This window comes from Parapedobacter soli (genome assembly GCF_025460835.1).
GTDB classification, from domain to species: Bacteria; Bacteroidota; Bacteroidia; order Sphingobacteriales; family Sphingobacteriaceae; genus Parapedobacter; species Parapedobacter soli.
Window position 1 is genome coordinate 43427 of the sequence record NZ_JAMXAY010000029.1, and the last position, 26378, is coordinate 69804.

General features: G+C 50.2%; 21 protein-coding genes. 7 read left to right on the top strand and 14 right to left on the bottom strand.

Annotated features, from left to right (window positions below; translation table 11 throughout):
- Nucleotides 1-23 precede the first annotated feature (23 nt).
- Together NGM62_RS13220 and NGM62_RS13225 are read right to left on the bottom strand one after the other, a co-directional pair.
- Nucleotides 24-1322, bottom strand: coding sequence for a rhamnogalacturonidase (locus NGM62_RS13220; protein WP_262248612.1), 1299 nt, complete (start codon nt 1320-1322; stop codon nt 24-26).
- Between the two features lie 134 nt (nt 1323-1456).
- A complete protein-coding gene (locus tag NGM62_RS13225; protein ID WP_262248614.1) occupies nt 1457-5182 on the bottom strand; it encodes a hybrid sensor histidine kinase/response regulator transcription factor in 3726 nt (1241 codons plus the stop codon).
- Between the two features lie 286 nt (nt 5183-5468).
- Between NGM62_RS13225 and NGM62_RS13230 the strand changes: the two genes are divergently transcribed.
- From NGM62_RS13230 to NGM62_RS13240, 3 genes are read left to right on the top strand one after another with little or no spacing between them, the layout of a single operon-like run.
- Nucleotides 5469-8585 carry a SusC/RagA family TonB-linked outer membrane protein gene (locus NGM62_RS13230; RefSeq protein ID WP_262248616.1) on the top strand — a complete coding sequence of 1039 codons (3117 nt, stop codon included), beginning with the start codon at nt 5469-5471 and terminating at the stop codon, nt 8583-8585.
- Between the two features lie 10 nt (nt 8586-8595).
- Nucleotides 8596-10596, top strand: a complete 2001-nt coding sequence (locus tag NGM62_RS13235) for a RagB/SusD family nutrient uptake outer membrane protein (protein WP_262248617.1) — start codon at nt 8596-8598, stop codon at nt 10594-10596.
- A 4-nt stretch (nt 10597-10600) separates the two neighbouring features.
- Nucleotides 10601-10822, top strand: coding sequence for a hypothetical protein (locus NGM62_RS13240; RefSeq protein ID WP_262248618.1), 222 nt, complete (start codon nt 10601-10603; stop codon nt 10820-10822).
- On the opposite strand, the gene NGM62_RS13245 is transcribed toward NGM62_RS13240, so the two are convergent.
- Nucleotides 10785-12638 carry an SLC13 family permease gene (locus NGM62_RS13245; RefSeq protein WP_262248619.1) on the bottom strand — a complete coding sequence of 618 codons (1854 nt, stop codon included), beginning with the start codon at nt 12636-12638 and terminating at the stop codon, nt 10785-10787. The genes NGM62_RS13240 and NGM62_RS13245 overlap by 38 nt on opposite strands.
- Before the next feature lie 106 nt (nt 12639-12744).
- On the opposite strand from NGM62_RS13245, the gene rhaM reads away from it, so the two are divergent.
- Both rhaM and NGM62_RS13255 read left to right on the top strand, forming a co-directional pair.
- Complete coding sequence (gene rhaM / locus NGM62_RS13250; protein WP_262248620.1) at nt 12745-13059, top strand: L-rhamnose mutarotase; 315 nt, start codon at nt 12745-12747, stop codon at nt 13057-13059.
- Nucleotides 13060-13105: 46 nt separating this feature from the next.
- The gene (locus tag NGM62_RS13255; protein ID WP_262248621.1) at nt 13106-14137 is read left to right on the top strand and encodes a GntR family transcriptional regulator; all 1032 of its coding nucleotides are present in this window, start codon (nt 13106-13108) and stop codon (nt 14135-14137) included.
- A gap of 37 nt (nt 14138-14174) precedes the next feature.
- Here NGM62_RS13255 and NGM62_RS13260 read toward each other — a convergent pair whose 3' ends face one another.
- From NGM62_RS13260 to NGM62_RS13270, 3 genes are all read right to left on the bottom strand, one after another.
- The gene (locus NGM62_RS13260) at nt 14175-14750 is read right to left on the bottom strand and encodes a DUF4136 domain-containing protein (RefSeq protein WP_262248623.1); all 576 of its coding nucleotides are present in this window, start codon (nt 14748-14750) and stop codon (nt 14175-14177) included.
- A gap of 142 nt (nt 14751-14892) precedes the next feature.
- Entirely contained in the window at nt 14893-16539 is a 1647-nt protein-coding gene (locus NGM62_RS13265; protein ID WP_262248625.1) for an NAD+ synthase, read from the bottom strand.
- Between the two features lie 27 nt (nt 16540-16566).
- Nucleotides 16567-17214, bottom strand: a complete 648-nt coding sequence (locus tag NGM62_RS13270; RefSeq protein WP_262248627.1) for a PorT family protein — start codon at nt 17212-17214, stop codon at nt 16567-16569.
- Between the two features lie 118 nt (nt 17215-17332).
- On the opposite strand from NGM62_RS13270, the gene gldB reads away from it, so the two are divergent.
- Complete coding sequence (gene gldB / locus NGM62_RS13275; RefSeq protein WP_449301315.1) at nt 17333-18367, top strand: gliding motility lipoprotein GldB; 1035 nt, start codon at nt 17333-17335, stop codon at nt 18365-18367.
- A 9-nt stretch (nt 18368-18376) separates the two neighbouring features.
- Here gldB and NGM62_RS13280 read toward each other — a convergent pair whose 3' ends face one another.
- The 7 genes from NGM62_RS13280 to panD all read right to left on the bottom strand — a co-directional run bounded on the left by NGM62_RS13280 (nt 18377) and on the right by panD (nt 24411).
- The gene (locus NGM62_RS13280; RefSeq protein WP_262248630.1) at nt 18377-19288 is read right to left on the bottom strand and encodes an FKBP-type peptidyl-prolyl cis-trans isomerase; all 912 of its coding nucleotides are present in this window, start codon (nt 19286-19288) and stop codon (nt 18377-18379) included.
- A gap of 23 nt (nt 19289-19311) precedes the next feature.
- Nucleotides 19312-19932: an FKBP-type peptidyl-prolyl cis-trans isomerase gene (locus tag NGM62_RS13285; RefSeq protein WP_262248631.1), complete on the bottom strand. Its 621-nt coding sequence runs from the start codon at nt 19930-19932 to the stop codon at nt 19312-19314.
- A gap of 176 nt (nt 19933-20108) precedes the next feature.
- Nucleotides 20109-20687, bottom strand: a complete 579-nt coding sequence (locus NGM62_RS13290; RefSeq protein WP_262248632.1) for a CAP domain-containing protein — start codon at nt 20685-20687, stop codon at nt 20109-20111.
- A 43-nt stretch (nt 20688-20730) separates the two neighbouring features.
- Nucleotides 20731-21231 carry a thioredoxin family protein gene (locus tag NGM62_RS13295; protein ID WP_262248634.1) on the bottom strand — a complete coding sequence of 167 codons (501 nt, stop codon included), beginning with the start codon at nt 21229-21231 and terminating at the stop codon, nt 20731-20733.
- 37 nt (nt 21232-21268) lie between these two features.
- Complete coding sequence (locus NGM62_RS13300) at nt 21269-23569, bottom strand: TonB-dependent receptor (protein ID WP_262248636.1); 2301 nt, start codon at nt 23567-23569, stop codon at nt 21269-21271.
- Nucleotides 23570-23665: 96 nt separating this feature from the next.
- Nucleotides 23666-24031 carry a hypothetical protein gene (locus NGM62_RS13305; protein ID WP_262248638.1) on the bottom strand — a complete coding sequence of 122 codons (366 nt, stop codon included), beginning with the start codon at nt 24029-24031 and terminating at the stop codon, nt 23666-23668.
- Between the two features lie 29 nt (nt 24032-24060).
- Nucleotides 24061-24411, bottom strand: a complete 351-nt coding sequence (gene panD, locus NGM62_RS13310) for an aspartate 1-decarboxylase (RefSeq protein WP_262248640.1) — start codon at nt 24409-24411, stop codon at nt 24061-24063.
- A 168-nt stretch (nt 24412-24579) separates the two neighbouring features.
- Here panD and NGM62_RS13315 point away from each other — a divergent pair, with 168 nt between their 5' ends.
- Nucleotides 24580-25329 (top strand): SDR family NAD(P)-dependent oxidoreductase, encoded by a 750-nt coding sequence (locus tag NGM62_RS13315; protein WP_262248642.1) that lies wholly within the window; start codon nt 24580-24582, stop codon nt 25327-25329.
- 94 nt (nt 25330-25423) lie between these two features.
- Here NGM62_RS13315 and panC read toward each other — a convergent pair whose 3' ends face one another.
- Nucleotides 25424-26272: a pantoate--beta-alanine ligase gene (panC, locus tag NGM62_RS13320; protein ID WP_262248643.1), complete on the bottom strand. Its 849-nt coding sequence runs from the start codon at nt 26270-26272 to the stop codon at nt 25424-25426.
- Nucleotides 26273-26378 lie beyond the last annotated feature (106 nt).

Below are 26378 nucleotides of genomic sequence, written 5' to 3' on the forward strand. Positions count from 1 at the left end.
TGATCGCTGCCAATTACTGCCAATTACTGCCAAAAGTTTAAAAGGAGTTCGCCGTTTGCCGTGACCCGATCCAACAGCAGATTTCGGATGAAACCTTTAGGTGGTTCTTGCTCACCTTCGGCTATGACAGCAACATCCTCGAGCGTGAAATCCGACAGCTTATACTGGTCGGAAGCCTTGATGCCGAAAAGGGTGTTTGTGCTCATGGCAATACGGCGGAGGGTGATATGTGAGCCATAGCCCAAGCGGATGTCTTTCTCACCTTGCAGGTCGAAAAACTGGGTCCACGGCCGGATGTCGAGCATAGTCTGGGCGCTGCCTTCGATATCTTCCAATAAGATATACTCATACTTCTGCGGTGTATCCGGCCGCATTTTCAGGTGCAGAAGCCTTTGTGCGTCGTTCACCGTGGTTCTTCTCAGGATAATATTCCGGTTGTGGATAGACTCACTGCCGCAGGTGAGTGCACTGTGGCAGAAGCCAAAGTGGCAGTCCTCGATAATGATGTTTTCGTTTCCGCCATTATTCTCGTCTTGGTCGGCGAAAGGCCCTTTGCCGCCTTTGAGTGCCACGGCATCGTCATTTACCGACATGTAGCAGTTTTTGATGAGTACATTGCGGCATACGTCCAAATCTATGGCATCCGAGCTCGGCGCCTTCACCGGCGCACGGGGTGCGAAGATGTGTAAATTGAGTAGTTTCACATGTTCGCACTTATAATAGTGGCTTGTCCAGAACGGCGAGTTGATAAGCCGTATACCCGATACCTGTACATTTTTGCTGTTGGATACGAACAGCAAACGGGGCCGCATCTCATCCAGGTTGGTACAGTCGGGGTTGAACGCGCGGCGCAACCAGAATGATTTCCAATACCGCAGGCCGTTCCCGTCCAATGTACCTTTGCCTGATACCGTAAATCCATCCACGTGGTCTGCATTGACCAGCGCAGCAAAATATTTGCGGTTCTGTCCCTCTATCCGGGTAGGGAGCAATTCGAAATGGCTGATGTCGTCGCTACCCTTGATTACTGCGTGTTCTTCCAAATGTAGGTGGGTCCCGGGCTTGAAAAATAACGAGCCGCTGAGAAAAGTGCCGGCCGGGATGATAATGACACCGCCACCGGCTCCGTACGCTTTATCAATGACCGCCTGTATCTTTTCGGTCTGGAGTACTGTGCTGTCATTAGCCACCCCATGGTCCGTAATCCGATAGGGTGTGCCCAGCTGGCTTATGTCGGTTGGCGTAATCTGGCGAAACCAAGCCGGAATCGGTGTGCCATCCGGAAACCGGTCTTCGGCTGCTGCATGAAATGACAAGGCCATTAACAATGCTATACTCGAAAATAATCTCATGGTATGATAACTGGATTTCTACTCAATAGCAAGGATAGTAACATTACCAGTTAAATCGAAACGAATGCCGATAAATAACTGCGCAATCGTTGCCAGTTTCCTTTTTAGACACTCCGCTTACTATACTCCGAAGGCGAGATGCCGAATTTGGCCTTGAAACACTTCCGGAAATAGTCGGGGTCAGAGAACCCCGTCATGTATGCGATTTCGTTGATGTTGAATTTTTTGTCGTGAAGCAGCTGCTGTGCGCGCTTGAGCCTGATTTCCCTGATGATGTCGCCAACACTCAGGCTTGTTAATGCCCTCATTTTGCGATATAGCTGTGTACGGCTTAATCCGATTGCTTCGCAGATATCATCTACGCTGAGGCCAGGTTCGGCCAGCTGATCTTCGATATAAGTCATCACTCGTTTTAGAAGTCGCTCGTCGGGGGATACCGTGTTGAGCTTGGACGGTTCGATCGTTACCTGGCTTTTGAATTTTTCCCGCAATTTAATCCTAGTGGTTAATAAGTTTGCCACCTTGAGCGAAAGGAGGGTCAGGTTGAACGGCTTGATGATGTAATCATCGGCTCCGGTTTTAATACCTTCGATCTCATACTCAATTAGCGTTCGGGCAGTCAATAGGATTACCGGAATATGGCTGGTTATGATATCAGCTTTTAGCTTTTTGCACAAGGCAAATCCATCCATCTCGGGCATCATCACATCGCTCACAATAATATCGGGTGCATGTTTAACGGCTGCCGCAAGCCCTTCCGCACCATTGGCTGCTTTGATGATATGGTATTGGTTGGCAAAAAAATCGGCGAGGTAATTCCGCATCCCGTGGTTGTCCTCTACAAGCAGCAGTTTGTATTGCCGTTCCGAATTGGGTGCTACACCCGATGGTTCACCAGCTGTTTTATCAATTAATGGCCTATTATCCGTTGGGGGCGCATCCGTTGGGTCTTTCTGGGCTGCAAAAGGTTGAGGTGGTGCTGGCAGGTTGTCCGTCTTTAAGGGAACACGGACCGAAAACACGGTCCGGTTTTCACCGATCCCCTCCGTCTCGCTTTGTACGGTAATGGTGCCGCCGTGGAGTTCAACGAGCGATTTACTATAAGCCAGCCCGAGGCCGGTGCCACCAGCGCTGTTTAGCTTACCTTGGCGGAAGGGATCGAAAATATGTGGCAGGTCTTCCGGGGCGATACCTAGACCGTTGTCGGCTACTTCGATGATGACCGATGGGGTATCTTGTTTTTCGGTGCGTACATGCACGTCAATATGTCCGCCATCACCCGTGAATTTGAATGCGTTGGACAGCAGGTTATAGAGTACCTTTTCCAATTTGTCCGGATCGAATTGGCCGTATAAGGGAGTTACTTCAGCTGTCGTGGTCAGTGTGATGTTCCCGAGCTGGGCAAGGTGCTGGAACGAATCGGTGATCTCGTGAACGAAGTCGATAACGTCACGCTGTTCGGCAGCTAACCGTTCATTGCCTGTTTCAAGCCGGCGGATATCCAGCAGTTGGTTAATCAGCTTGACGAGGCGGTCCCCATTCGCCTTCATGGTACGCAGTTGGCTCTTCATCGCTCCATTTGTGCCGCTGAGGCTGAGCAGTTGCTGTATGGGTGCCAGGATTAAGGTAAGGGGCGTTTTGATTTCGTGTGAAATATTGGTGAAAAATTGGACTTTACTTTCGTGGTGCTGCCTTTCTTTTTCATGGAGGATGGTTTCATAGGCCAGCTTGCTGTTGAGCTTGGCATAGCGCACTACATAGTAATAGAAGGCATAAAGTAAACCGACGAAGATAAGTGCGTAAATGGTATAGGCCCATGTACTCGCCCAGAAAGCGGGGGCAACCGAGATGGTCAATGTTTGCGGCTCGGGGCTCCAAATCCCGTCGCTGTTCGATGCTTTTACCTTGAAGACATACGTGCCCGGGGCGAGGTTGGAATAGGTGGCTACACGGTGTGAAGCATCGGTGTAAATCCAGCCCTCGTCGAATCCCTCCAAAAGGTAGGCGTATCTGTTTCGTGCCGGGTTTGTGTAATGCAGGGCCGCAAATTGGATGGCAAAACTTTTGTCGCGGTAACCCAGCGCAAGCTTATCGGTAAGGTGTAGCGGCTTTTCCAAAAGTACTCTGCCGTTGACCTTCTGGTTTACGTGGATATGCTTATTGAGGACTTGGAGCTCGGTAAATGCAATTTCGGGAGGCCGTGTATCACATATTATGCTGTCGGGATTAAATACATTGTAGCCTTTATTCCCCCCGAAATATAAGTTCCCCGAATAGCGGCTCTTCAATACGGCGCCTTCCAGAAATTCGTTGCTCTGCAATCCATCTTGCTGTGAGTAGTTACGGACGGACAGCGACTGTTTGTCGATCCGTGAGATACCAGCTTTGTGGCTTACCCAAAGAAATCCGTTGTCGTCTTCGGTAATACCCGCGATCATGGCGTTTGGAAGGCCATTGGGAGAAACCGACAAATGTTGGAACGTATGGTTGTCAGGGTCGAAGCGGTTCAGCCCGTTACCCGTACCTATCCACATATAACCATCGCTATCTTCATATAAGGCATATACCCGGTTGTCGCTGATGCTGTTTGCCGAGTCTTGTCTATGGACGAACTGATATTCGAGGGTTAACCTACCGGGCGTATCTTTATTAAGGATGCTTATTCCCCCACCTTCAGTGCCCACCCAGAGTTTACCGTTGCGGTCTTCCAACACCACCCATGCGTGTTCGTTCAGTAACGTTTCAGAAGGGGCAAAATGGATCATGCTGTCGATATCCGGTGCATACCGATAAATGCCGCTCCATGTGGCAAACCACACCTGGTTATCGCGATCCTCGGTAATGCCATATATAGGTGAGTAGTCGGGGTCGAGCATGTCGAAGTGCCTGATTTTCTCCGTTTTCGGATCGTATTGGTCGAGGCCTTCTTTGGTGCCAATCCAGATTTTCCCACTCGAATGGCAATGGATATAGCGTATTTGGTTGCTTCGAAGCGATTCCGGGTTGTTTACATCATGCTGTAGGTGGCGATAACTGCCATCTTTTCCTACGACTGTTATGCCCTGGTCGCGCGTACCTACCCAGAGATTACCCTCCTTGTCTTCGCACAACGTGCGCACGTTGTCGTCGATGATAGAGTTTTTGTCCGTTGGGATATGGTAGTGGTTATGGAATGGGTTGGCATTTAGGTTGGCTTTATTGATTCCGTTGCTGTAGGTGCCTACCCATAGTATGTTCTCGTCGTCAAGGTAAACATCACTGACATAAGAGTCATTTAATGAGCCACGGATACCGGGTTTCGCGGTGTAGTGCTTCTCCTTTCCGGTTGTTAAGTCGGTTTCCACCAGCGTGTTGGTCCGCCGTTCAAGCCGCCATTCAAGGTTGCCCAGCAGGAAAGAGGTGTTCATGTGGTAGTTTTTCCGCGATATCAATTTTTGCATATCGGCTGGCGCCTTATCTATCGGAATTCGTTCAAAATCATCGGTTTGGTAGTTGTATTTACAGAGGGTTTGCTCGTCAAACGTCATCACCCAAAGGTCCTGCGTTTCATCCTTGAGGATATTATGTATCCGGTTGTTATTGATACTGTTGGGATTTTCAGGGTCATAACGGTAGATTTTAAACTGGTAACCATCGTATCGGCATAGCCCCGACCAGGTGCCGAACCACATAAACCCATATTTGTCCTTTACAATACCATGGATGGTATTCTGTGGCAACCCGTGCTCGGATGTGATATGGTCAAATCGTAAATGGGGTGCTTGGGCGTTGCACCAGATGGCCAACGGTATCAGTAAAAAGGTAATTATATATCGGTAATGCATCACCATAATATTTAGGTTATCCCCCGATTTGAAAATTGGTAGGTGTAAATATAAGGAGGGAAATGCGGAATTGCAACTCGTATGGCTATCCATCGACCCTAAAAATGTAAATGGAACATTTTTGCCGGTATTTTGGTTCAATTTTACCGATTCGCAGCGGGTCTCTCCGGTAGATTTGCAGTGTTATAGCCAAGTATCCGATTAGTAACCATTGAGAGATACCGGGAATCGCACCGGGTAAAAGCAGATGCAATTAAAACCAAATATTTAAACAAGATAAACAGAAAAGAGGATGAAAAAGAGGATTACTTCGATGGAAGGGGCCAAGCGATGCTGTTGCTTGCTATTGCTGGCAGCATGCTCAATCGTTCCGTTGTTTGCGCAGGACGCGCAAATGTTTACGGTTAAAGGGCGCGTTACCGATGCAGATTCGGGCATACCGTTGGCAGGGGTAACCGTGGCGGTCAAAGGCCAAAATCAGGCTACGCAATCCGATGCTGCGGGTGCATACCAGCTCACGGCCAGTCAAGGAGACGTATTGGCGTTTCAATTCCTTGGATACGAATCAAAAGAAATAGAAGTGGTGGGTGCCACATTGGATGCCCGATTGTCACCTACGGTAAGCCATTTGGATGAAGTAGTCGTTGTGGGCTACAACACGGTTAGAAAGGCAGACCTCACCGGTGCCGTAGCGAGCATCGGCTCGGAGCAAGTACGGCGGATGCCAGTTGCTAATGCCCTTCAAGCCATGCAGGGCATGGTGGCCGGTGTCGATATTACTTCCAATGAACGGCCGGGTGAAATGGGCAGCGTGCGAGTGAGGGGCGTACGCTCGTTAAGCGCCGGCAATTCGCCGCTGTATGTTGTAGACGGAATCCCCCTCGCAGCGGGTGGCATTGAGGCATTGAATCCTTCGGATATTGAGTCGATCGATGTCCTGAAAGATGCATCGGCCACGGCCATCTATGGGTCGAGGGGCGCGAACGGTGTCATCATGGTTACCACAAAAAAGGGAAAGGAGGGTAAATTGTCGCTCAATTACCTCGCCGTTGCCACCATTGAAAACATGTACGATCGCATGGAAATGATGGATGCAGCCGAGTATATCGAGTTCAGGCGGGATGCATATAGGCGGTTGCCGGAAGATAACCCGAATCGGTATCCTGATGTACCCACCGAACAGGCAGACCAGCGTATCTTCGGCAGTGACGCCATCGCGTCGGCGAATGCGGCCAAAGGATGGCAGAACGGCACGTGGGACGGTAGCTTGGTGTCTACCACCGACTGGACCGGCATGGTGCTGAAAACCGGGGTTACCCACGACCACTCCATAAACGCAAGCGGCGGCACGGAGAAGATGAAGGCATACGGCTCGTTTGGTTACCTTAATCAAGGCGGTACGGTATTAGGACAAGACTACCAACGCTACACCGGCAAGTTTGCTGTAGACCTGAACCCGGTGAAGTGGTTTAAGTTTGGTGGTAGTTTGGCCGCCACCAGTGGCGATCAGAACTATGGCTATCAAGGTAGCGGGTCAACAGGTGCGGCCAACCTCTATTTCGCGGCCCAGGGAATGCTGCCCTATGCTGTCCCTTTCGATGAGAACGGCGATCGGATTAATCTGCCAGGGGGCGACGTGAATATCCGTAACCCGATAGGCGACGATAAGTTTACCATCAATGAGCGGCGCGTGCTGCGAACCTTGGGCAATGTGTATGCCGAGGTGAATATTTTCGATGGTTTAAGGTACCGCCTCAATTTCGGTCCAGATTATTACCACTTCCGGAATGGCAGGTGGATGGACGAGCGAGCTGCAGAGCGGGGTGCAGGAGAGCCCGGATCGACGAATTATGCCCAGCTCAACCAGACTTCCCGATTTTCATGGACACTGGATAACCTACTTTACTACGACAAGACTTTTGCTGACAAGCACGATGTGGGGGTAACCCTCCTGCAAAGTGCCACGGGCAACCGCACGGAATCTTCAACAATGACCGCCACTGATTTGCCTTGGAATAGCCAGCGGTGGTACCAATTGAATTCGGTAAGTGAACTGGATGGTTTCGGCTCCGGATTGTCCGAGTCGCAATTGCTGTCATATATGGCCCGCGTGAACTACGGGTATGACAGCCGGTATTTGCTCACTGCTTCGGTCCGTTGGGACGGTGCTTCACAGCTTGCCGAAGGTAATAAATGGGATCTTTTCCCTTCTGCGGCTTTTGCATGGCGCATGGACCAGGAATCGTTTATGGCCGATGTAAACTGGGTAAGCCAGTTGAAATTACGCGTTGGGTTCGGTAGCACCGGTAATGCGGCGATCGATCCTTATTTTACAAAAGGAGGGGTGCAAACCTTATATTATACATGGGGCAGCATGGTTGAACCCGGCTACGTTTCGTCAGACGCGTCGCTACGCGATCCGGCGCCAATGGCCAATTTGGACCTCGGCTGGGAGCGGACCACGCAGTGGAACTTGGGCCTCGACTTTGGCCTCTTCCGTGACCGTATCAACGGATCGTTGGATGTGTATACCTCAAAAACAACGGATCTGCTGTTGCAGATGTCCATCCCTTCCCTCACCGGGTATACGACAACATGGGCCAATATCGGCTCGACGTCCAATAAGGGGGTCGACCTGTCGATAAATTCCGTGAATATAGAAAAGCCCAACTTCTCATGGGTGTCCAACTTGAACCTGACCGCCAGCAATGACCGTATCGTCGAACTGGCCAACGGCAAGGTCGATGATGTCAACAACGGCTGGTTCATCGGCGAACGCCTATCGGTCTATTACGATTACCTTAAAGAAGGCATTTGGCAGAATACAGCCGAAGACCTCGCTGAAATGGAGAAATTCAATGCAAATGGACACGCGTTCCGGCCGGGTGATATACGGGTGGCCGACTTGGACGGCGACTATCGGATCGATGCTAACTTTGATCGGCGCATCGTAGGTCATTCTACACCGGCATGGACAGCAGGCTTCAACAATGCGTTCCGCTATAAATCGTGGGACTTGACCTTCTTCATCTTCGGCCGGTTCGGATTTACCACACTCGGCGGCGGCGAATACCTGCAAGGCCGCTTCGCCCAGCGGAAATTGGACTACTGGCAACCCGATAATCCTACAAACGAATATCCGGCCCCCAATTACGGCAATGCCGGGGGAGACCCGTATCGGACATCGATGAATTATCAAGACGGATCATTCATCAAGCTCCGCAACGTTTCGCTTGGATACACGCTGACCCAAACGATATCCAATAGGCTCCGCATGGACAACCTTAAAATATACGCACAGGTAATGAACCCCGGTCTACTTTATTCGAATATCGACTGGATCGACCCCGATCTGGGCGGCTCTACTTATAATCGTGGATTTGTAATCGGACTGAATGTTGGTTTTTAAGACTATAACGATGAAAAGAATAACGCAAATATCTAAATATATCATACTCGTATGTTGCGCTACGGGAATGGTTTCCTGCAAGAACTTCCTGCACGAGGACCTGATTACGGCGCGGAGTACGCAAGACTTCGAAACCCAGGAAGGGCTGGAAGGATTGGTCACGGGGATGTACCAAAGCCTGAAATTCCACTTCAATTACGAGTGGGCCTACGTGACCACCAATTATGGTGTCGATGAATTTTCTGTTGGAGGCGACCGCGGCCAGCAGGTTTGGAACTCGTATGATGCCGGTCTGAATTCCATGACGGGGTACGTGGCCTCGATATGGGACAACATGTATGGGAATATCAATACGGCGAATATCGTCATTAAGAATATCCCGCAGTTCTATGGCGACGGGGCTGACAGGGACACGCGTCTTGGCGAAGGCTACTTCATGAGAGCTTTTGATTACTTCAAACTGGTAAAACAGTTCGGTGGCGTACCCCTGAAATTAGAACCGTCTACAACCGTCGAACTGATGTTTACCCGCAATACCGCTCAAGAAGTATACGAACAAATCATAGCTGATTTCACCGAGGCATATACACTGCTTCCTGCAACGCCGGCCCAACCCGGGCGGATTACGAAATGGGCAGCGGCGCATTTCCTGGCCAAGGTGTATCTGTTCCGTGCCAGTGAGCTGTATAACGATTGGAACAGTTCCACCCGTGATGCCGACTTGCAACAGGCATTGAACTATGCCGAGCAAGTGATCAACAGTGGGTACCATACCCTGGCCACCGATTTCCGCGATTTATGGAACTTTACTGAGGTGAATGGTGCCAACGAGAGTTTGTCGGAAGTAATCTTGGCTGCCCAGTTCTCCGATAACGTCGCTACACAGGGCCGGTACGGCAATCAGATACATCTTTACTACCCTTCTGTGTACCAAAATATTACGGGTATGCAGCGCGATATTCCCGGTGGACGGGAATTTCAACGGTTGCGTTCCACCGATTATGCATTGGATGTTTATGACCGCGTAAACGATTCCCGCTTTTGGAAGAGTTTCAAAACCAAGTACCTATGTAATCGGCCGAATAATGCTCCTGTTTGGTCGGAAGCATTTGCACCAAGCCCCGATTTGGTGGGAAAGCCAAAGTTTTCCGGTGGTGAAGAGTCAATCTTATACATCGTGAACAACGCCGGAGACACCCGGTATACAAGCCCCGACCCACTCGTGGCCGACCCAGGCCTCTCCACGAATATTGAAAGACGCGCCCCGCATATGTTTGTTCGCTATTTCGCGGGCGAACCGGAAAATATGAAAGGCGGACATGGGAACTTCGAAGCAAGCCGTTTTGTAGCACTTTCCAAATTTGCCGATGGCTCGCGTACCAGTGTTTCATCACAATTCGGGCAACGCGACGGCATATTGGCGCGTGTAGCCGAAACTTACCTGATCGCGGCAGAAGCACTCGGTAGACTCGGCAGGTTCGCCGAGGCATTACCTTATATCAATGCGCTGCGCGAGCGTGCTGCATATAAAACAGATGAAGACCGTTCATTCCATTCAGATGGTGGCATCTCTTACCTCAATAACACGGCCGCCAATACCGCCGAGTTTGTGTCTTATTCCGATAGAAATACCTATTTCGAATCGAACAATATGGCCGAGACCACCGACGCTACCGTTGACAACCTACGGTTCAATAGTGTCGCCGATATCTTCAACTCCCCGAATGAATTTTACGATGAATTGGGGGTGTCGTCAGATGCGGATAAATTTATCAGTTTTATCCTAAACGAACGTTCGCGTGAGCTGATGGGCGAGTTGATGCGCTGGGAAGACCTTGCTCGGACAAAAACCTTGGTAAAGCGGGCAACGTTATTCAACGACGAGGCACAACCCCTGGAGAATAAACACTATGTCCGCCCGATACCCCAAAGTTTCTTGGACGCGATACAGAAAGATGGGAGACCGCTCACAGCCGATGAGAAGGCGGCTATGCAAAACCCGGGGTGGTAAATCCGTGCAATCGTCATCAACCTATACCAGCGGGCAAATGCCTGGGTGCGAGCGGTGTATTTATACGGGGTTGATGGCGCTATATGCCATCAACCCCGATACCCGCTACCAAGCCTGTGCCGCCGAATGGGGCGAGAAGTACCAATGGTCCGCGGCTTATCAGGCCGCTAAACCGGATAGAGTGCAGATTAAAAAGGAAATAGTAGCGGTAATACCAACATCATGATTGCGGCAAGAAGCAGCTGCAGAGGTAGCCCTACTTTTACGTAATCGATGAACGTGTAGCGTCCGGCCGACATGACAAGCGCATTGGGCGGCGTGGAGAACGGGCTGGCAAAACACATGCTGGCAGCCACAGCCACCGAAAATAAAAAAGGGAGGGGGCTGACTCCCATCTGCAGGGCCGATTGAACCGCGATGGGGGAAAACAGTACAGCTGTAGCGGTATTGCTGATAAACATGGTCAACGCCGATGTTGCAAGGTAGATGCCCGCAAGCAGGATCACAGGGCTTTGGCCACCGAGTTGGGTCACCAGCATTTCGGATATCGCCGAAGAAATCCCTGTTTTCTCCAAAGCCAGCGACATGGGCAGCATACCGCCAATCAGGAGGATGCTCTCCCAATTGATGGTCTGGTAGGCTGCCTCCACATTGCGAAGGCAGCCCGATATCACCATCGCCATGGCAGCCACCATCACGGCGGTGACAGCTGGCAAAATATTGAAAGCCATCAACATTACCATGGCCACCATGATGGAGGCCGCCAAGGGAGCCTTGTGGTCTATCGTTATTTTCGAGGCTTCCGTAAGGGGCTGCCCCACCACCACCCACTCATTGGACGCGCCGCTGAGCCGATCGATGTTTTTCCATTCACCCTGGACGAGCAAAGCATCGCCGGCACGGATGGTTTCGTCTTTGATGTTGTCAACCAGGTAGCGGTTGCGACGGTGGATGCCCAGGATGTTGAGCCGGTAATTCTGGCGGAATAGGGATTCTTTGACCGTTTGGTTAACCAAGCGGCTGTTTGAGAGTACAACCACTTCGGCAAGCCCCACTTCATCAAACATCAGGTTGCCCGTAAACGGCACTGGGCTTCCATCTGCCCCATAGTCGTCGAATGCCAGTTTATTGTCCTTCACAAGAGACTCGATGGATGTAAGCGAGCCGCTTACATACAGGATGTCGCCGTATTCCAAAACGGTGTCTGGAGAAACCACCTTTTGATAAAACGCCTTAGAGAAAGGGATGTGCTTTTTGCTTTTCTTCACAATTTCCAAAATTGTGATACCATATCTCTCACCCAGGCGCATCTCTCGGATTTTTTTGTTGACGAGCGGCGACCCGAATTTTATGTGTACACGGTATAGGCTTTTGGCCAGTTGGTAGTCTCTGGTGAGTTCCAGTAATGTTTTTTGGTGTTTCCGTTCCTTTTCTTGCTTGGTGTTTTTAGATAAGTATTTCTTACTTAGGGGCCATAGTACAAGCATGCCGGTTGCCACGCAAATCAGTCCCACCGGTGTAAACGAGAAGAACGAAAGCGGCTCAAATCCAGCCTTCACCAACTCATCACTGATGACCAAGTTTGGCGGTGTGCCGATAAGCGTAAGCATGCCGCCCATGCTGCTCGCAAAAGCCATTGGCATAAGCAGGCGGCTGCTGCTCATACCTGCCGTGGCGGCTAGGCTGACAACGACAGGCAACAGCATAGCTACAACCCCCGTATTGCTCACAAACGCACCGATTACACAGGCAGTGAGCATAACCAATACATACAGCCTGAAAGGACTGCTGCCAGCCAGGAGGACGATGCGGTTGCTTACCATGTTGGCCAAGCCGGTTTGGAAAATACCGCCACCTACGATGAACAACCCGATCATCATCACCACAATCGTGCTCGAGAAGCCGGATAGCGCCTCCTCGGGCGTAAGTACCTCAAAAAGGACGAGCGACAACAACGCGCATAATGCCACGAGGTCTGAACGTATTTTGCCCGAAACAAATAGTACGATGGCAGCACCTAAGATAAGGAGTGTAATAACCATAGTCGTCGGTATGGACCACCCAAAAATAGAAATTTTATCGTATTATTGTCTTCGGTTATTATACCGCGGGCAGTTCCCGATCGCATGGACTTATAATTGACAAGATATGCAACGGATAGCGTTTAAGATGAAATTGATGGCGGGGTGCCAAGCAGAGTATAAGAGGCGCCACGATGAAATCTGGCCTGAATTGGCTGAGCTGTTGAAAGCGAATGGGGTGTGTGATTACTCCATTTTTCTGGATGAAGATACCAATACCCTGTTTGCCGTGCAGGGGCAGGAGGGTGGGCAATCGTCGCAGGATTTGGGCAGCAACCCCATTGTGCAGCGATGGTGGGCCTATATGGCCGATATTATGGAGACCAATGCGGATAACTCGCCGGTTGCCGTCCCCCTCATGGAGGTATTTTACTTGCCATAATGAACGAAATATCACGGTTGAAGTTGGTAATAAAAAGGAATAAATTATGAAACCAGCGTCTGTACTTGAACATATCCATATCAACGAATACTCGGCCACACCTAAATACCAACAGCTGGCCAATGCGATTATAAGTGCCATAGAAAACGGGAACATCAAAAAGGATGAGATGCTTCCCTCTATCAATGAGCTGAGTTATGCACTGGAAATATCACGTGATACGGCCGAAAAGGGATATAAACATCTTAAACAATTGGAGGTTTTAGGGTCTGTGCCCGGAAAAGGGTATTATGTAACGAATGCAGACTTTAAGCGCAAACTTCAGATTGTTTTATTTTTCAACAAGTTGAGTGCACATAAGAAAATTGTTTATGATGCATTTGTGGATGCAATAGGTAGCGATGCTTCTGTCGATTTTTATGTTTATAACAACGACCTTTCGCTGTTCCGTAAGCTGCTGGAGAATCTTAGACAGACTTACACGCATTATGTTATCATCCCCCATTTCATTGAAGGGCGTGATAAGGCGGGCGAAATCATCAACAATATCCCCAAAGAGAAACTGGTGCTCGTGGATAAGTTGGTGCCGGAGGTCGGCGGTGAATACGCCGCGGTTTATGAAAATTTCGAGAAGGACATCTACAATGCATTGGAGCAGGCCAAAGAACGGCTAAGCAAATACCACACGTTGAAGCTGATTTTTCCAGACAAGAGCTACTTCCCGAAGGGGATTATTAAAGGGTTTTACCGATTCTGCCAGCAATATGCCTTCAATCACCTGTTGGTGAGTGACATTTCGGATGAACCCATCTCCGCAGGTGAGGTCTACATCAATCTGATGGAAGATGATTTGGTGAAGTTGTTAGACCGGATCATCCCGCTCAAATTGAAAATCGGCCGCGACGTCGGTATCATCTCCTACAATGAGACCCCGCTGAAGAAGTTCATCCTCGACGGTATCACGACCATTTCGACAGACTTTAAGCGGATGGGGGAGACGGCCGCCCGACTCATCTTAGAAGACACCCAGCGGCACGAGGAGGTACCGTTTTACCTCACGTTACGGCAATCCATATAACATGGAATAGGAATAGTGGGTCATTGGCCTTGGCCGCTTATTGCTTAGCAACCGGGAATTCGCCGAATACGCCCATAACGATTTCGGGCAGCTTGTTGATAGCTTCTTCGGGACTACGTACCTGGCCGCTGCCACGTGCCTGCCAAATCACCGTATTCGACCGCCTGTCGCGGGCCTCGATGATGATATGGCCCAAACGAAAGCGCTCTTGGCCTACGGGACGGTTCCAACCGTATCCATAACCCCAATGTGGGCCCCACATCCACGGGTTGTACCCCCACATGCCCCAAGGGCCGTAAGGATAACCTCCGTATACGGGACGACTTTTATTATTCACGATTGCGATGTATCGGAATAGCAGGTCAGGGTTGTCTTTACTATAAGTGAGTCCTCGAGCTTCCAGCTCGCGGTTGGCCGTTTCCAGGATGTTGGCATTGGCAATATCGTTGTCGAAATATGATTTAGACAACGAATCCACGGGCTGCAACCAACCATACGTATGGTATTGCGAGAAATCGGTGCTTTGTATTTTTGTGGTGTGGTATTGATAAGCCGAACACGATGCCAGCACTACCACTACCAAGGGGACGAGATATAAAACGAATCTTTTCATGGCTGCGATCTCCTGAAAATTTGTTTACAAAGTATTAGACGACGTTCGGCAGCGATGGTTTAATCCAACAGGTTGATGACGTATCGCAGTCGTTGTTTAAGTACTCTCCGGTAGCGGATGGGGTGCTTACGGGCCGCTTTGGTTACAACGGATAAGCAGCTACCAGCGGCATGGCACGCCCAGCACCGAAGGCTTTGCTGCTTACGCGCAATACAGGCGGGGCCTGGAAACGCTTAAATTCGGCCCTGTTTACCAAATGCAACACACGATTTACCAACGCTTCTTCAAATCCGAGAGCAATGATTTGCGTGGCGCTCTTTTCGTTTTCGAGGTATTGGAAGAGCACGGCATCCAGCAGTTCGTAGTCGGGCAGCGAATCACTGTCTTTCTGGTCTGGCCGCAATTCTGCGGAAGGTGGTTTGGTGATGGTGTGTTGCGGGATAACTTCCCCGTTGCGGTTGAGGTAGTTCGCCAAATGGTAGACCTGCGTTTTGTAAACGTCGCCGATTACACTCAGCGCTCCAGCCATATCACCATACAGCGTTCCGTAGCCAACGGCCGCCTCACTCTTATTGGATGTGTTGAGCAGGATATAACCCAGCTTGTTGGAGAAAGCCATCAGCAACGTGCCGCGGATGCGGGCTTGGATATTCTCTTCGGTAACATCTGGTGCCAAGTCGCGGAATGCCGTGCCAAGGCCCTGCTCAAATGCTTCAGCCATGGGTTGGATAGGGATGGTTTCATGTAGGCAACCTGTATTGCGGACCAGATCCAGCGCGTCGGTGATGGAATGGTCGCTCGAATATACCGAAGGCATCAGTACGGCCATGACATTTTCGGCCCCTAAGGCCTCGCAGGCAAGCGCTGCAACGACCGCCGAATCAATCCCCCCCGATAGTCCAACCACGGCCTTGGCAAATCCCGATTTGCTGAAATAGTCGCGTATGCCAAGCAACAGTGCCTGATGAATCAGTGGCGTTTCCAATGGGTGGTAGTCGGTATCTGCCGGCTGCATCGGGCGGATACCGTTGCTGTCGTCTAATTCATAATAATTTACCGCCTCGGCAAACGAGGCCATCATATCGACCAGCTCGCCCGTAGGTGAAAGGACGATTGATCGGCCATCGAAAATGATATCAGCATGTGCGCCTACCTGGTTTAAGTACATCAGCCCAACGCCGTTGTCTTTGGCATGGGTACGCAATACCTCCAGCCGCGCATTGAGGTGGTTGTACGAAAACGGCGATGCCGCGATGTTGATGATTAGGTCTGGGTGCTCATCCACCAGTACATCCATGGGACTTCTGCGATACAGCTGCGGCGACGTGATGTTCCAAAGGTCTTCGCAGATGGTAAGTGCGATTTTTTTGCTTCTGTAAGTGATGCAGTTGAATGTTTCGGCAGGTTGGAAATACCGGTATTCATCAAATACATCGTAGTCGGGGAGAAGCCCTTTGTTTACCACCTGCCGCACACTACCTGACTCAATGAATAGCGCCGCGTTATGGAGGGGTTTCCCTTTTCCGGTCGTGTTACGAACAGGGGCACCGATGACGCAGGCAATCCCGAAACAGTGGCTTGCGATTTCGGAAGCGGCAGCCTCACACCGGTCTAAAAACGCGGGCGACCGCAGTAAATCCTTGGCCGGATAGCCACCGATGGCCAGTTCGGCAAAAACGATAAGGTCGGCCCCCCGGGCTTTTGCAGCCTGGATGGTACTGACGATGGCTGCCGTATTGCGGTCGAAATTGCCGATATGGTAGTTAAGTTGTGCTAATGCAATGATCATGTGGTGTCGCGGGTTGGCGGTAACAGGTTAAAAAAAGATGCCGAAATTGAATGCTACATAAGAATTGCGGGGCTCGCCCGCTTTGATAGCACGGGTAAAACCATTGTTGAAGCTCAGTCCGGTTACCATCACCATATTGTGGTCGAGCTGCCACTCCACCCCGCCCCCGATCTGCAGGGCCAGGCGGAAAAAGTCTGCCTCATCGCCCATCGAGGTGCGTGTCGTACTTGCGGGCGATTTTTCCTTGGCATTGAGCTTTAAACCACCGGTGAAACCGAACTGGCCGTAATAGCTACGGAAATAACGCATCGTGCTTTTCAGCTTAAGCGTCAGGGGAATTTCAGCATATTGCAACCGGTAGCTATGGGTGAGGTCGGTATACTCCACGTCACTATTAAGGGTGTTGATGAGCAATCCGGTAGCGAAATAGTAGTTTTCGGTAAATGCGAAGTCAGCAAGCAGGCCGTATGCAAAACCGAATTTGGGTGTGTTTCGGTAATCCTCTGCGTCGCCGTGGCGCATCCACGCCATGTTCGGCGCGAAAGTAATGCCCAACGAAACCGGCTTGTATTGGTACGTAGAGCTGTAATAGTCTTGCGCATAGGTACGATGGCCGCTGAACGAGCCAAGTAAAAAAGCCAATAGAATACAATAAGGTGTTGTTTTTTTTCGCATATCAAAATAAATCCATGTGAATCTGTTTAACCCGCTTCATTCGTTTCGGCTCATCCCAGATCCACGTTCCGTGAAACCCGTCAAAATCCTTAACTTCGCTGGCAGCTAATAAACAAAAATGATGCTCGAAATCCACACACGACAAATTTATTGCTTTTTTTTAATTATTAGCTTGTTTTCATGTGGCCGCCGCGAACGGGTAGACGTAAGCCACATCGACGTGGACATTACTGTAGAACGTTTCGATAAAGCACTGGATAGCCTTACCCCGGCCAACATCCTCTTGAAGAACCGGGAATGGCTGCAGCACTACGGATTTTTCTATGCAGACTACATGCAGTATATGCTTGAGGTTGGCAACCCACTGGATAGTGTCTACATCGCAGATATACTGAAAGAGGTCATTGCCACACCGGATTTTGCAGCACTTAAAGCGAGCATTTATGAAACCTACCCTGATATGGACGTGCAGGAAGCGGGACTGACCGACGCGTTCCGGCATTTGAAGTATTACTTCCCAGCAATCGATATCCCCCGCTTCATTGCTTTTTTTTCCGGTTTTGCCGTACAGACACCTATCGGAGCAGATTACATTGGCATCGGGCTCGACATGTTCCTGGGGGCAGACTCCAAGTTTTATCCGGCGCTGCGTAGCAGCATCCCCCAATATCTTTCCAGGCGTTTTACTCCGGAAAATATCGTTCCACGGGTAGTTGAAAGTTACGTCCGCGAAGAGCTATACCCGCAAGACGCCTTGGATGTAAGTCTATTGCAACACATGGTATACCAAGGAAAAGTGATGTATGTGATGGAACGGACCATGCCCAATATAGCGGATAGTCTTCTGATCGGTTACACCACTGCCCAATGGGACTGGGCGAATCATTTCGAGCGCGATATCTGGGCGTGGTTTTTACAAGAGAACCTCCTTTATGAGGCCGATTATAACCGGATACAGAAGTACTTGGGCGAAGCGCCATTTACCCCCGAACTGGGTGAGCAGAATGAGTCTGCACCTAAACTGGGGGTGTTCATCGGTTGGAAAATGGTGCGAGCCTATATGGAGCGGAATCCGGAAGTGACCCTCACAGAGCTATTGGGTATGAATGACGCCCAACAGCTATTAGAAGAATCGCGGTACAGGGGTCGATGAATCCGTCGCTTACTCGTCTTTAACTTCCACTTCAAAATCGAGCGATAGGAAAGGGGCAATGTTGGTGCTTCCGGTTCTTCCATAGGCGTGATCACTCGGTGTAAAAAAGCGGATTTTACCTCCTTTATTAATCAAAGGCACGATCTTGGACCACGCGGTAATAACCCCGCCGGCCAAACTGAATTCACTGTCGGTACCTGAGTCAAGCACATTGCCCTCGGGGTCTTTTAATGTGTAGTCGACCGTTACGGTTGAGTCGGCCGTAATGGCATCGCCGGTTCCCTGTTCGATGATTTGGTAATAAATGCCGTCTTCCCGTTTGGTGAACTCATCGATATTTAACGATGCATTAGCTATCATCCGTTGGATTACGCCGTCTTCGTAGTTGGTGAAATTATCGTGCACGGTAACTACATAATCGAGCGACGCGTTTGAGGGGATGCCTAGGCTTGGGAGCCCTTTTCTCCCATACATAAGGCGCGAGGGCACGATGATCCGGATTTTCCCATTGGTGTGTTGCAGTACGTCGCGGATGACCTCTTTGAAGTCGCCGGGGCGCTCAACGGTGGGGGTACCCGCATACGAGGATCCAAAAGGGAAGTAACCGAAGAAGTCGGCATAACGGCTGTTGGCGTCTAAGGTGTCCGCTGCGTTGTAGACACCATCTAGACTTTTCACCGTATAGACCACCGGGTATTTCTCGGTATAGTCAATGGGGCTTCCGGTTCCTTCTTCCAGCACTTGGTAAAACAAATCGGTTTCCTTGTACTGATGTACCGTAAGGTTGTTCTTTTCGATGTACGCACGGATATTTGCGTTATCCAACTCCTCAAACGATTGGTATTCTTTTTTGGAGCAAGCCATCAATGACACGATGGCCACGATGCCGATAGCCGCAATACAAGGAGTCGATTTGATCATAGTACGTGAAGGGATGTTGTAATTTAGTTATTAGCTTCGTAGTCTTTGATTTCCGAAACGGTGATCTCGAAATATAGTGGTGAGTTCGGTGGGATGGCACTTCCTTGACTCTGGTTTTGGTATGCCCAATAAGATGGCGTAACGATGCGAATCACTGATCCTGCCTGAAGACCTACTTCCGTCAATCCGCCAAACTCAATGGGTTCATCGAGCAATCCGCCCTCGTCGTTATAGCGAAGTTTGTCTGGCAAAAAAGCGATTTGCCATGCCGGAATGATGCTACTAAGGGAAATTATAAATTTCTGGTCGTCTTTAGACTCGAATTCAGTGTTCGTTTTGACTAAACGGCCTTCATATGAGACAATTGCTTCCGCAGGAACAAATAAAGGGTTGCCCGAGTTTTCATCAACTTTGTATTGATATGACCCCGGATCACCCGGCTGTACGATTTCGAACCAAATACGCATACCCTGAAATTCCTTATAATTCGGGTTGTCGAGATATTCTTGCGCATAGGCCTCGATCAATGGTTTTTCAATCTCGTATTGCGCATTCGGATCATACGTCTCTCCATCTTTGATGCACGACGACAATCCCATAGCGATCAAAGCGCCCAACACCAGTACATTTACTTTTTTCATCATTTTGTTGTTTCAACCTTGCAGGCTGCAAAGTTATTTAAATAATCCGATTAATTGACCTGTTAACACTATTTAACAAACATAAACAGACCAGTTTTGTTTCCTGTCGAGTGTATAGACGTGTAGGTTCTCCTTTTCGCTACAAGCGGCGGATAAAAAAGATGGGTGTAAGGAAAAAATTAGTTGCGGGTAGCACCAAAAACCTGCACCCAATAGTTGCCATCATGTGCAATAGCCATCTCTTTGTAAGAATCGCGCATCAAGTTGGCGCAGTGGCTCGGGCTACCCAGCCACTTCTGGACGGCGGCTTGCAGGTCGAAATCGCCGAAAGCAATGTTTTCGCCGTACGTAAGAATGGTGCGGCTGTCATCGATGTATCCCGATTCCACAAGCCGGTTATAGACATTAGCTCCCGACGGACTGGTATGGCTGAAGTAATTGTTTTGGTGCATGTCTTTGGCGTGTGCTAATGCGGCTTGGTAAAGTTTGGTGTTCCAGGTTACTTTGCTGGTAGGGGGCAAAGACACATCTCCACATTTGCAGCCCTTTTGCCGCCATTCATTCACCACAGCCAGTGCCTCCATCGCGTTGGAGTCGAGATTGCCAGTATGGTTGTCTTCCTTGACAGCTGGGCCTTGATTTGAAGAAGTTATCGTTTCGTTGATTAGCGCAGGCTCCATTGATTCACTACCACTCGGTTCGCACGCAGACAGCAACGCGACTACGCAGATTGTGATGTAAGCCACGTACTTCAACATAGGTAGTTGTTAATATTTTTACAAAAAACGTAAAAAAATTTAGCTATTCCAAATTTTTTTGAGCCGCATCGCGCACGGTTTCCAACAGTTCGGCCAGCTCTGCGGCCTTGAGTATGCCGGGGAACTTGAAGATAATTTCAAAATTGCTATCCACCAGTACCCATGTGGGGAAGGCCAATCGGTTGTTTATATTCCCCAGCGTAAATGCCAACTCGTGGCTTCCGGTAGACGCGCCGGAAGGTACAAACCGATAAGTTTTATGGTTGAACATGAGGTCCTCCTTGGTTTCGGCATCGAGTTCCGAAAAGTATATCTGCGATGGTGCAGCTTGGAATACGGTACTACTTTTCTTAAGTTGGACCTGCTGCATTCTGCAATACGTGCACCAGCTGGTCGAAATCAAAATTAACGCCGGTTTTGGCTGGACCCGCATGCTGTCGGTCAATTCATTGATAGGAACAGCTGTAAGCTGGGCGGCCGCAGGTAAGGGCTCAATCGTTGCCAGTAGGGAGATAAGTCCGATACTGATGAATCTCTTAAACATGCACTCCTCCTAAATCGTGGGTATTGGTAATCTACCCTTAATAAAAACTGTAACGGATACCCAGGAAGCCCCGGGCTCCTTGGTTTGGCCCGAATACATACGATGGATCGAACGTTAAGCCGTAAGGGTTCTCCGGTGTGGCGATTGCTCGGCCATCGCCGTCGAAATCGACGAGCTTATCGAACGGATCGTGTGGCCGGGCGATAATGAACGGGTTTCCCCGGTTGGGGGTCCAATCCAATAGGTTTTTGATACCGCCATACACTTCGAGGCCATTCCGGAAGGCTTTGCTGAGCTGGATGTTCTGGATACTCCACCACGGTGAGTTTGGCGACCGCGGGTCGGCATCGCTCAGCAGTGGTAGGCGCATCGGACCGTAGACATTGCCCGTATAGTCTATGGTTAGCCCGGACCGTTTTAGCGTGTAGCTGGCACTCCACACACCCGTGAAGCGCTCGGTGAAAAGCTGCTGCACCTTCTGGTTATGTTCTTCGCTGTAAACATCCATAGCGGTTGCGCCGGCCATCAGTTTCAGGCCGTTCATCAGGGCCACGTCCACATTCAATGAGATGCCCTTGGAGATGGCGTGGCCGTCGAGGTTCCCGAATAAAATCTTTTGGGCATCGGTATCATAGTCAGCTATGATTTTATTGTTGAAATAGGTGTAAAACACGGTGGCGTCGAAGCCTATGATGCCCCCGCTCTGCAGCGGCACTTTCTTCACAAAATTCACGTTGCCATTCCAGGAGGTTTCGGGGGCGAGCTCCGACTCGAAAACGACTTCCCGCGCCCCGGTAAGGGCCGAATGGTCTTCGGTAAATACGTTGGCAACCCGGTACCCATTACCGAAGCTTAGGCGCAGCACGTTGTTTTGGTTCCGTGAATTCCACTTATAGTTGATACGGGGCGTGACGATACTGCCATGGATGGAATTGTAATCGTACCGTACGCCCAGCAATACTTTGTTGGTTTCGCCGAGCGAGATTTCGTCTTGTACAAACGCGCCGGGTAGCCGGGTATGCATCGGTTTATTGATAGCAACATCCGAAGGGTCTGCCGTGGCCGGCGTGTTGTCGTCATAAAATGTATAGCGATACGTCAGCCCACTGAGCAGGTCGTGGCTTCCTAAGGTTTTATTCCAGGTCAACTGGCCAAACCCGATGTATTGGTCGGCCAAAAAGGGCATGTTGCCATACGCACTGTTCTGGTTGTGGCCGTTTGTGCTAAACATGAACAGGATATGCTCTTTCACCGGTAGCTGGTAGGTGCCGAAGAGCTCCCACCTGTTGGTGTAGATGCTTTCTCCATAGACCTGGTCCCCGCCGCGGTATTGACGGTTCCAGCCCAGCTCTCCACCCCACCGGTCTTCGTAAACATAACGTGCCGCAAATGAGAATACCCGGGCATCGCTGCGGTCGATATTCCATTTGTTGAATAGCGACACCCGGTGCTGGAGTGTCACATCGGTGAAATTATCGTTGTTGTTATCCATGGGGTTCTGGTAGTTGAAATAGCTAATGCCAACGAGCGATTGCACACTATTACCCACACGGGTCTTAGCAGCAAGGTCAGCACTGATTTCACCCCAGCTGGTTGCAAATGCATCGATTGCCAGTGTGGGTGTAGTCTTCGGGTTTTTGGTGATGATATTGATAAGACCGCCTACGGCTTCGCTGCCATAGAGTGTCGATGCGGGGCCTTTTACGATTTCCACGCGCTCAATCAACGATTGGGGAATACCGCTCAGTCCATACACGGTAGATAGGCCGCTTACGATGGGCATGCCGTCGATCAGGACCATCGTATAGGGGCCTTCCAAACCGTTTATGTGAATGTCGCCCGTGTTGCAGATATTACAGTTGAGCTGGGGCCGCACGCCATTGATGTTCTGCAACGCGTCGAACACCGTGGGGGCCGGGTTGGACTTAAAAAACTTGGCAGAGTACACCTCTACGGGCACCGGGCTATCCAATTTTGATACCTCTTTCATCGTGCCGGATACTACTACTTCATCCAGTGAGGTGCCTACGTCGGTGAGCACAATGTCTTCGCGGAGCGGCGTAGTCCCATTTGTCCGGATGTATACGGTGTGGGGTTGGTAACCTATGTACCTCACTTCCAGTTCCCAGTTTCCAGCAGGAACGTCTGTTAGCAGGAACCGCCCGGTGCTATCGGCGGTGGTTCCCGTCTTGAGTGCGGCAATGGAAACAGTGGCCCATGGAATGGCGGTTCCCGCCCGGTCTGTAACGGTGCCTTCAATGGATGAAGTGGGTTGGGCATAGCCCAAGAGCACATAGCATAACAACAAGAAACTTGTTATAACGTGTTTTTGGTTCATAAGAATCAACTAGATACAAATGTGTTTTAATCATCGCTGCCAACCGGTAGCAGTAGCGCGCTCGCCGATTGGGTGGTTAATCAGAAAGGAGGTAATCTAGTTGAAATATGGGGGTGCGCGGGGGCAGCGGGAGTTGGGCGTATCTATCCGTATCTTACTTATGTGGTAAGGGATATATGCTACCGTAAGCGGTTGCACGATAGGCTGCTCGTAGGTGGTGAAGTCCGTTTGCAAGAAGCTGCCCTGGAAAATAGCATCCAATAGGTATACTTCCGTTTCGGACTGGTGGTGTGGGTTCTTGTTGGGGTCAGTCTTGAGGTTGTAGGGGTGTGTGTGGATGACAATGCGTCCATCGCGTGTCTTGTGTTTGTGCATAAACACCGTGCCGCTGGCCACAATCAAGCAGAACAGCACAGCTTGGAACAGAGCAAGCCTTGCACGTATGTTATTATGTCTCTTCACAGATTTCACCCAATAGTCTACGATATCATCTATTGTATCAACCGGTTGTTTTCATCCGGGAATACCAGAATCGGTTGGTATTCCTTTGCTTCTTGCTGTTCCATCAGTGCGTAAGAGATGATAATTACGACGTCTCCGACCTGCACCAACCGGGCGGCGGCACCATTGAGGCACACCATACCAGATCCGCGTTCGCCTTTGATGACGTACGTTTCGAAGCGAGCACCGTTGTTGTTGTTCACAATCTGCACCTTCTCGTTGGCAATGATGTTCGCCGCATCCATCAGGTCCTCGTCAATCGTGATGCTCCCCACGTAATTGAGTTCGGCTTGGGTAACGCGTGCCCGATGGATTTTGGATTTCAGTACCTCGATAACCATGGGGCAAAGATACGGAAAATAAAAATAAAGATGCGTCCGCAGATACGGTCTTCGTGGCCAATAGCAGTCTTACTTCATCCGGGTTTCGGTTGCTAGCTTTATAACTATTAAAATATTCCGTATCTTTCAATAGTTTTACTAGTTGATTCATTTTTAAAACAATTTGATATGGGAAGTTTAAAAGACAAGGTAGCCTTTGTAACCGGAGCAGGTTCTGGCATTGGCAAAGCGATAGCGTTATTATATGCTAAGGAGGGAGCCAAAGTGGTAGTGTCAGACATCAATGATGCGCACGGCCAATCCGTAGTGGATGAAATCCTTGCTTCCGGTGGCGATGCTATTTACGTGAAAGCCAATACCGCCGTTCCGGAAGAGGTGGAAGCTTTGGTGGCAAAAGCGGTGGAGCATTATGGGCGTTTGGATATTGCCTGCAACAATGCCGGTATCGGCGGCGCGCTCGCTCCAGCAGCAGAACAGAGTATTGAGGATTGGAAGACCATCATAGACATCAACCTGAACGGTGTTTTTTATGGTTGCAAATACGCAACGGCGCAGATGCTGAAAAACGGTGGTGGTGCTATCGTCAATGTAGGTTCTATCCATAGTGTCACGGCTGTGCCGGGTTCGGTAGGGTATGCTGCCGCCAAACATGGCGTTTTGGGGCTCACCCGCAATTTTGGGGTAGAATATGCTGCACAGAATATCAGGGTAAATGCCATAGGCCCCGGATATATAGACACGCCGTTACTGAATTCGTTAGACCGGGACACGTATAATGCGTTGGTCACTAAACATCCTGTCGGACGTCTGGGAAATGCGGAGGAGGTTGCGAATTTAGTATTGTTTTTGAGTTTGGATAGCACGTCTTTTATCAATGGTGGTTACTATACCATCGATGGCGGTTATACAGCGGTTTAATTATTACGCCGCCGCACAGTTGGTCGGACGAAATTCCGACCACCTGTGGGCGGAAATCACTATTATTTTAACCGGCCCACGCCGCCTAGCCGGTTTACGGCGATAAAAGGAGATTGTCGATCAGTCGTACCCCCTCTACCCAGATGGCTGCCAATGCGATCAGCGGCCGGCCACGTGAGGCCTCACTGGCTGCGGTAAAGTCATCGGCATGGAAGATAGCAAAGTATTCCACCCGGATGCCGGGGCTGTTGTCCAGCGCTTGCGTCGCGTCTTCGCATAAGCCGGCAAGGGTTTTCCGGGGCAGGTCCGCCTTGGTCTGCTTCAGTACCTTGTATAGCTGTTGCGCTTGTTCGCGCCCGGCTGCCGAGAGCCGGATATTGCGCGAGCTCATGGCCAGCCCCCCCGGTTCGCGCACGGTGGGGCACAGCTCGATGCGGAGCGGTAATTTCAGGCGGTTAACCATATATTCCACCACTTTATATTGCTGGAAGTCTTTTTGCCCGAAACAGGCAATATCGGGGTGCACCGCGTCGAACAGCTTCTTCAGCACTTGTGTAACCCCTTGGAAGTGCCCCGGCCGGTGTAATCCTTCGAGTACGTTTTCCAGTTCGCCCAGATCCATCTGCCACTGCTCGTTGGTGCCGTACATCTCCTCTACGGAAGGGTAGAAGAGGATGTCGCAGTGGGCAAGCTCCAATAGCTCGATATCGCGCTCGATGGGGCGGGGGTATTTCTCCAGATCCGTCGGGTCATTGAATTGCGTGGGGTTGACAAAAATACTGCAAACGACCACGTCCGCCAGATCTTTGGCTCCATTGACGAGGGCGATATGGCCACGGTGCAGTGCACCCATTGTGGGTACGAACGCAATGCGCCGTCCGCTACGGCGATGGGGCTGCAGCAGCTCCTGCAACGCCACTTTGGTTTTAGCGATTTCTAACAAGCGATCTCTTTTTTTGTTTAGCAAAAGTGGCGATTTTTTGCCGGATATCCACTACAGCTCGGTCAGGGATTTCGCTTTTAAAGTTTTAGCACCTTTTCACGGTATT

Excerpts from the sequence above, each read along its gene's own strand:
- NGM62_RS13220 (WP_262248612.1), bottom strand. The coding sequence starts at position 1,322 with ATGGCCTTGTCATTTCATGCAGCAGCCGAAGACCGGTTTCCGGATGGC.
- NGM62_RS13225 (WP_262248614.1), bottom strand. The coding sequence starts at position 5,182 with ATGGTGATGCATTACCGATATATAATTACCTTTTTACTGATACCGTTG.
- NGM62_RS13230 (WP_262248616.1), top strand. The coding sequence starts at position 5,469 with ATGAAAAAGAGGATTACTTCGATGGAAGGGGCCAAGCGATGCTGTTGC.
- NGM62_RS13235 (WP_262248617.1), top strand. The coding sequence starts at position 8,596 with ATGAAAAGAATAACGCAAATATCTAAATATATCATACTCGTATGTTGC.
- NGM62_RS13245 (WP_262248619.1), bottom strand. The coding sequence starts at position 12,638 with ATGGTTATTACACTCCTTATCTTAGGTGCTGCCATCGTACTATTTGTT.
- rhaM (WP_262248620.1), top strand. The coding sequence starts at position 12,745 with ATGCAACGGATAGCGTTTAAGATGAAATTGATGGCGGGGTGCCAAGCA.
- NGM62_RS13255 (WP_262248621.1), top strand. The coding sequence starts at position 13,106 with ATGAAACCAGCGTCTGTACTTGAACATATCCATATCAACGAATACTCG.
- NGM62_RS13260 (WP_262248623.1), bottom strand. The coding sequence starts at position 14,750 with ATGAAAAGATTCGTTTTATATCTCGTCCCCTTGGTAGTGGTAGTGCTG.
- NGM62_RS13265 (WP_262248625.1), bottom strand. The coding sequence starts at position 16,539 with ATGATCATTGCATTAGCACAACTTAACTACCATATCGGCAATTTCGAC.
- NGM62_RS13270 (WP_262248627.1), bottom strand. The coding sequence starts at position 17,214 with ATGCGAAAAAAAACAACACCTTATTGTATTCTATTGGCTTTTTTACTT.
- gldB (WP_449301315.1), top strand. The coding sequence starts at position 17,333 with ATGATGCTCGAAATCCACACACGACAAATTTATTGCTTTTTTTTAATT.
- NGM62_RS13280 (WP_262248630.1), bottom strand. The coding sequence starts at position 19,288 with ATGATCAAATCGACTCCTTGTATTGCGGCTATCGGCATCGTGGCCATC.
- NGM62_RS13285 (WP_262248631.1), bottom strand. The coding sequence starts at position 19,932 with ATGATGAAAAAAGTAAATGTACTGGTGTTGGGCGCTTTGATCGCTATG.
- NGM62_RS13290 (WP_262248632.1), bottom strand. The coding sequence starts at position 20,687 with ATGTTGAAGTACGTGGCTTACATCACAATCTGCGTAGTCGCGTTGCTG.
- NGM62_RS13295 (WP_262248634.1), bottom strand. The coding sequence starts at position 21,231 with ATGTTTAAGAGATTCATCAGTATCGGACTTATCTCCCTACTGGCAACG.
- NGM62_RS13300 (WP_262248636.1), bottom strand. The coding sequence starts at position 23,569 with ATGAACCAAAAACACGTTATAACAAGTTTCTTGTTGTTATGCTATGTG.
- panD (WP_262248640.1), bottom strand. The coding sequence starts at position 24,411 with ATGGTTATCGAGGTACTGAAATCCAAAATCCATCGGGCACGCGTTACC.
- NGM62_RS13315 (WP_262248642.1), top strand. The coding sequence starts at position 24,580 with ATGGGAAGTTTAAAAGACAAGGTAGCCTTTGTAACCGGAGCAGGTTCT.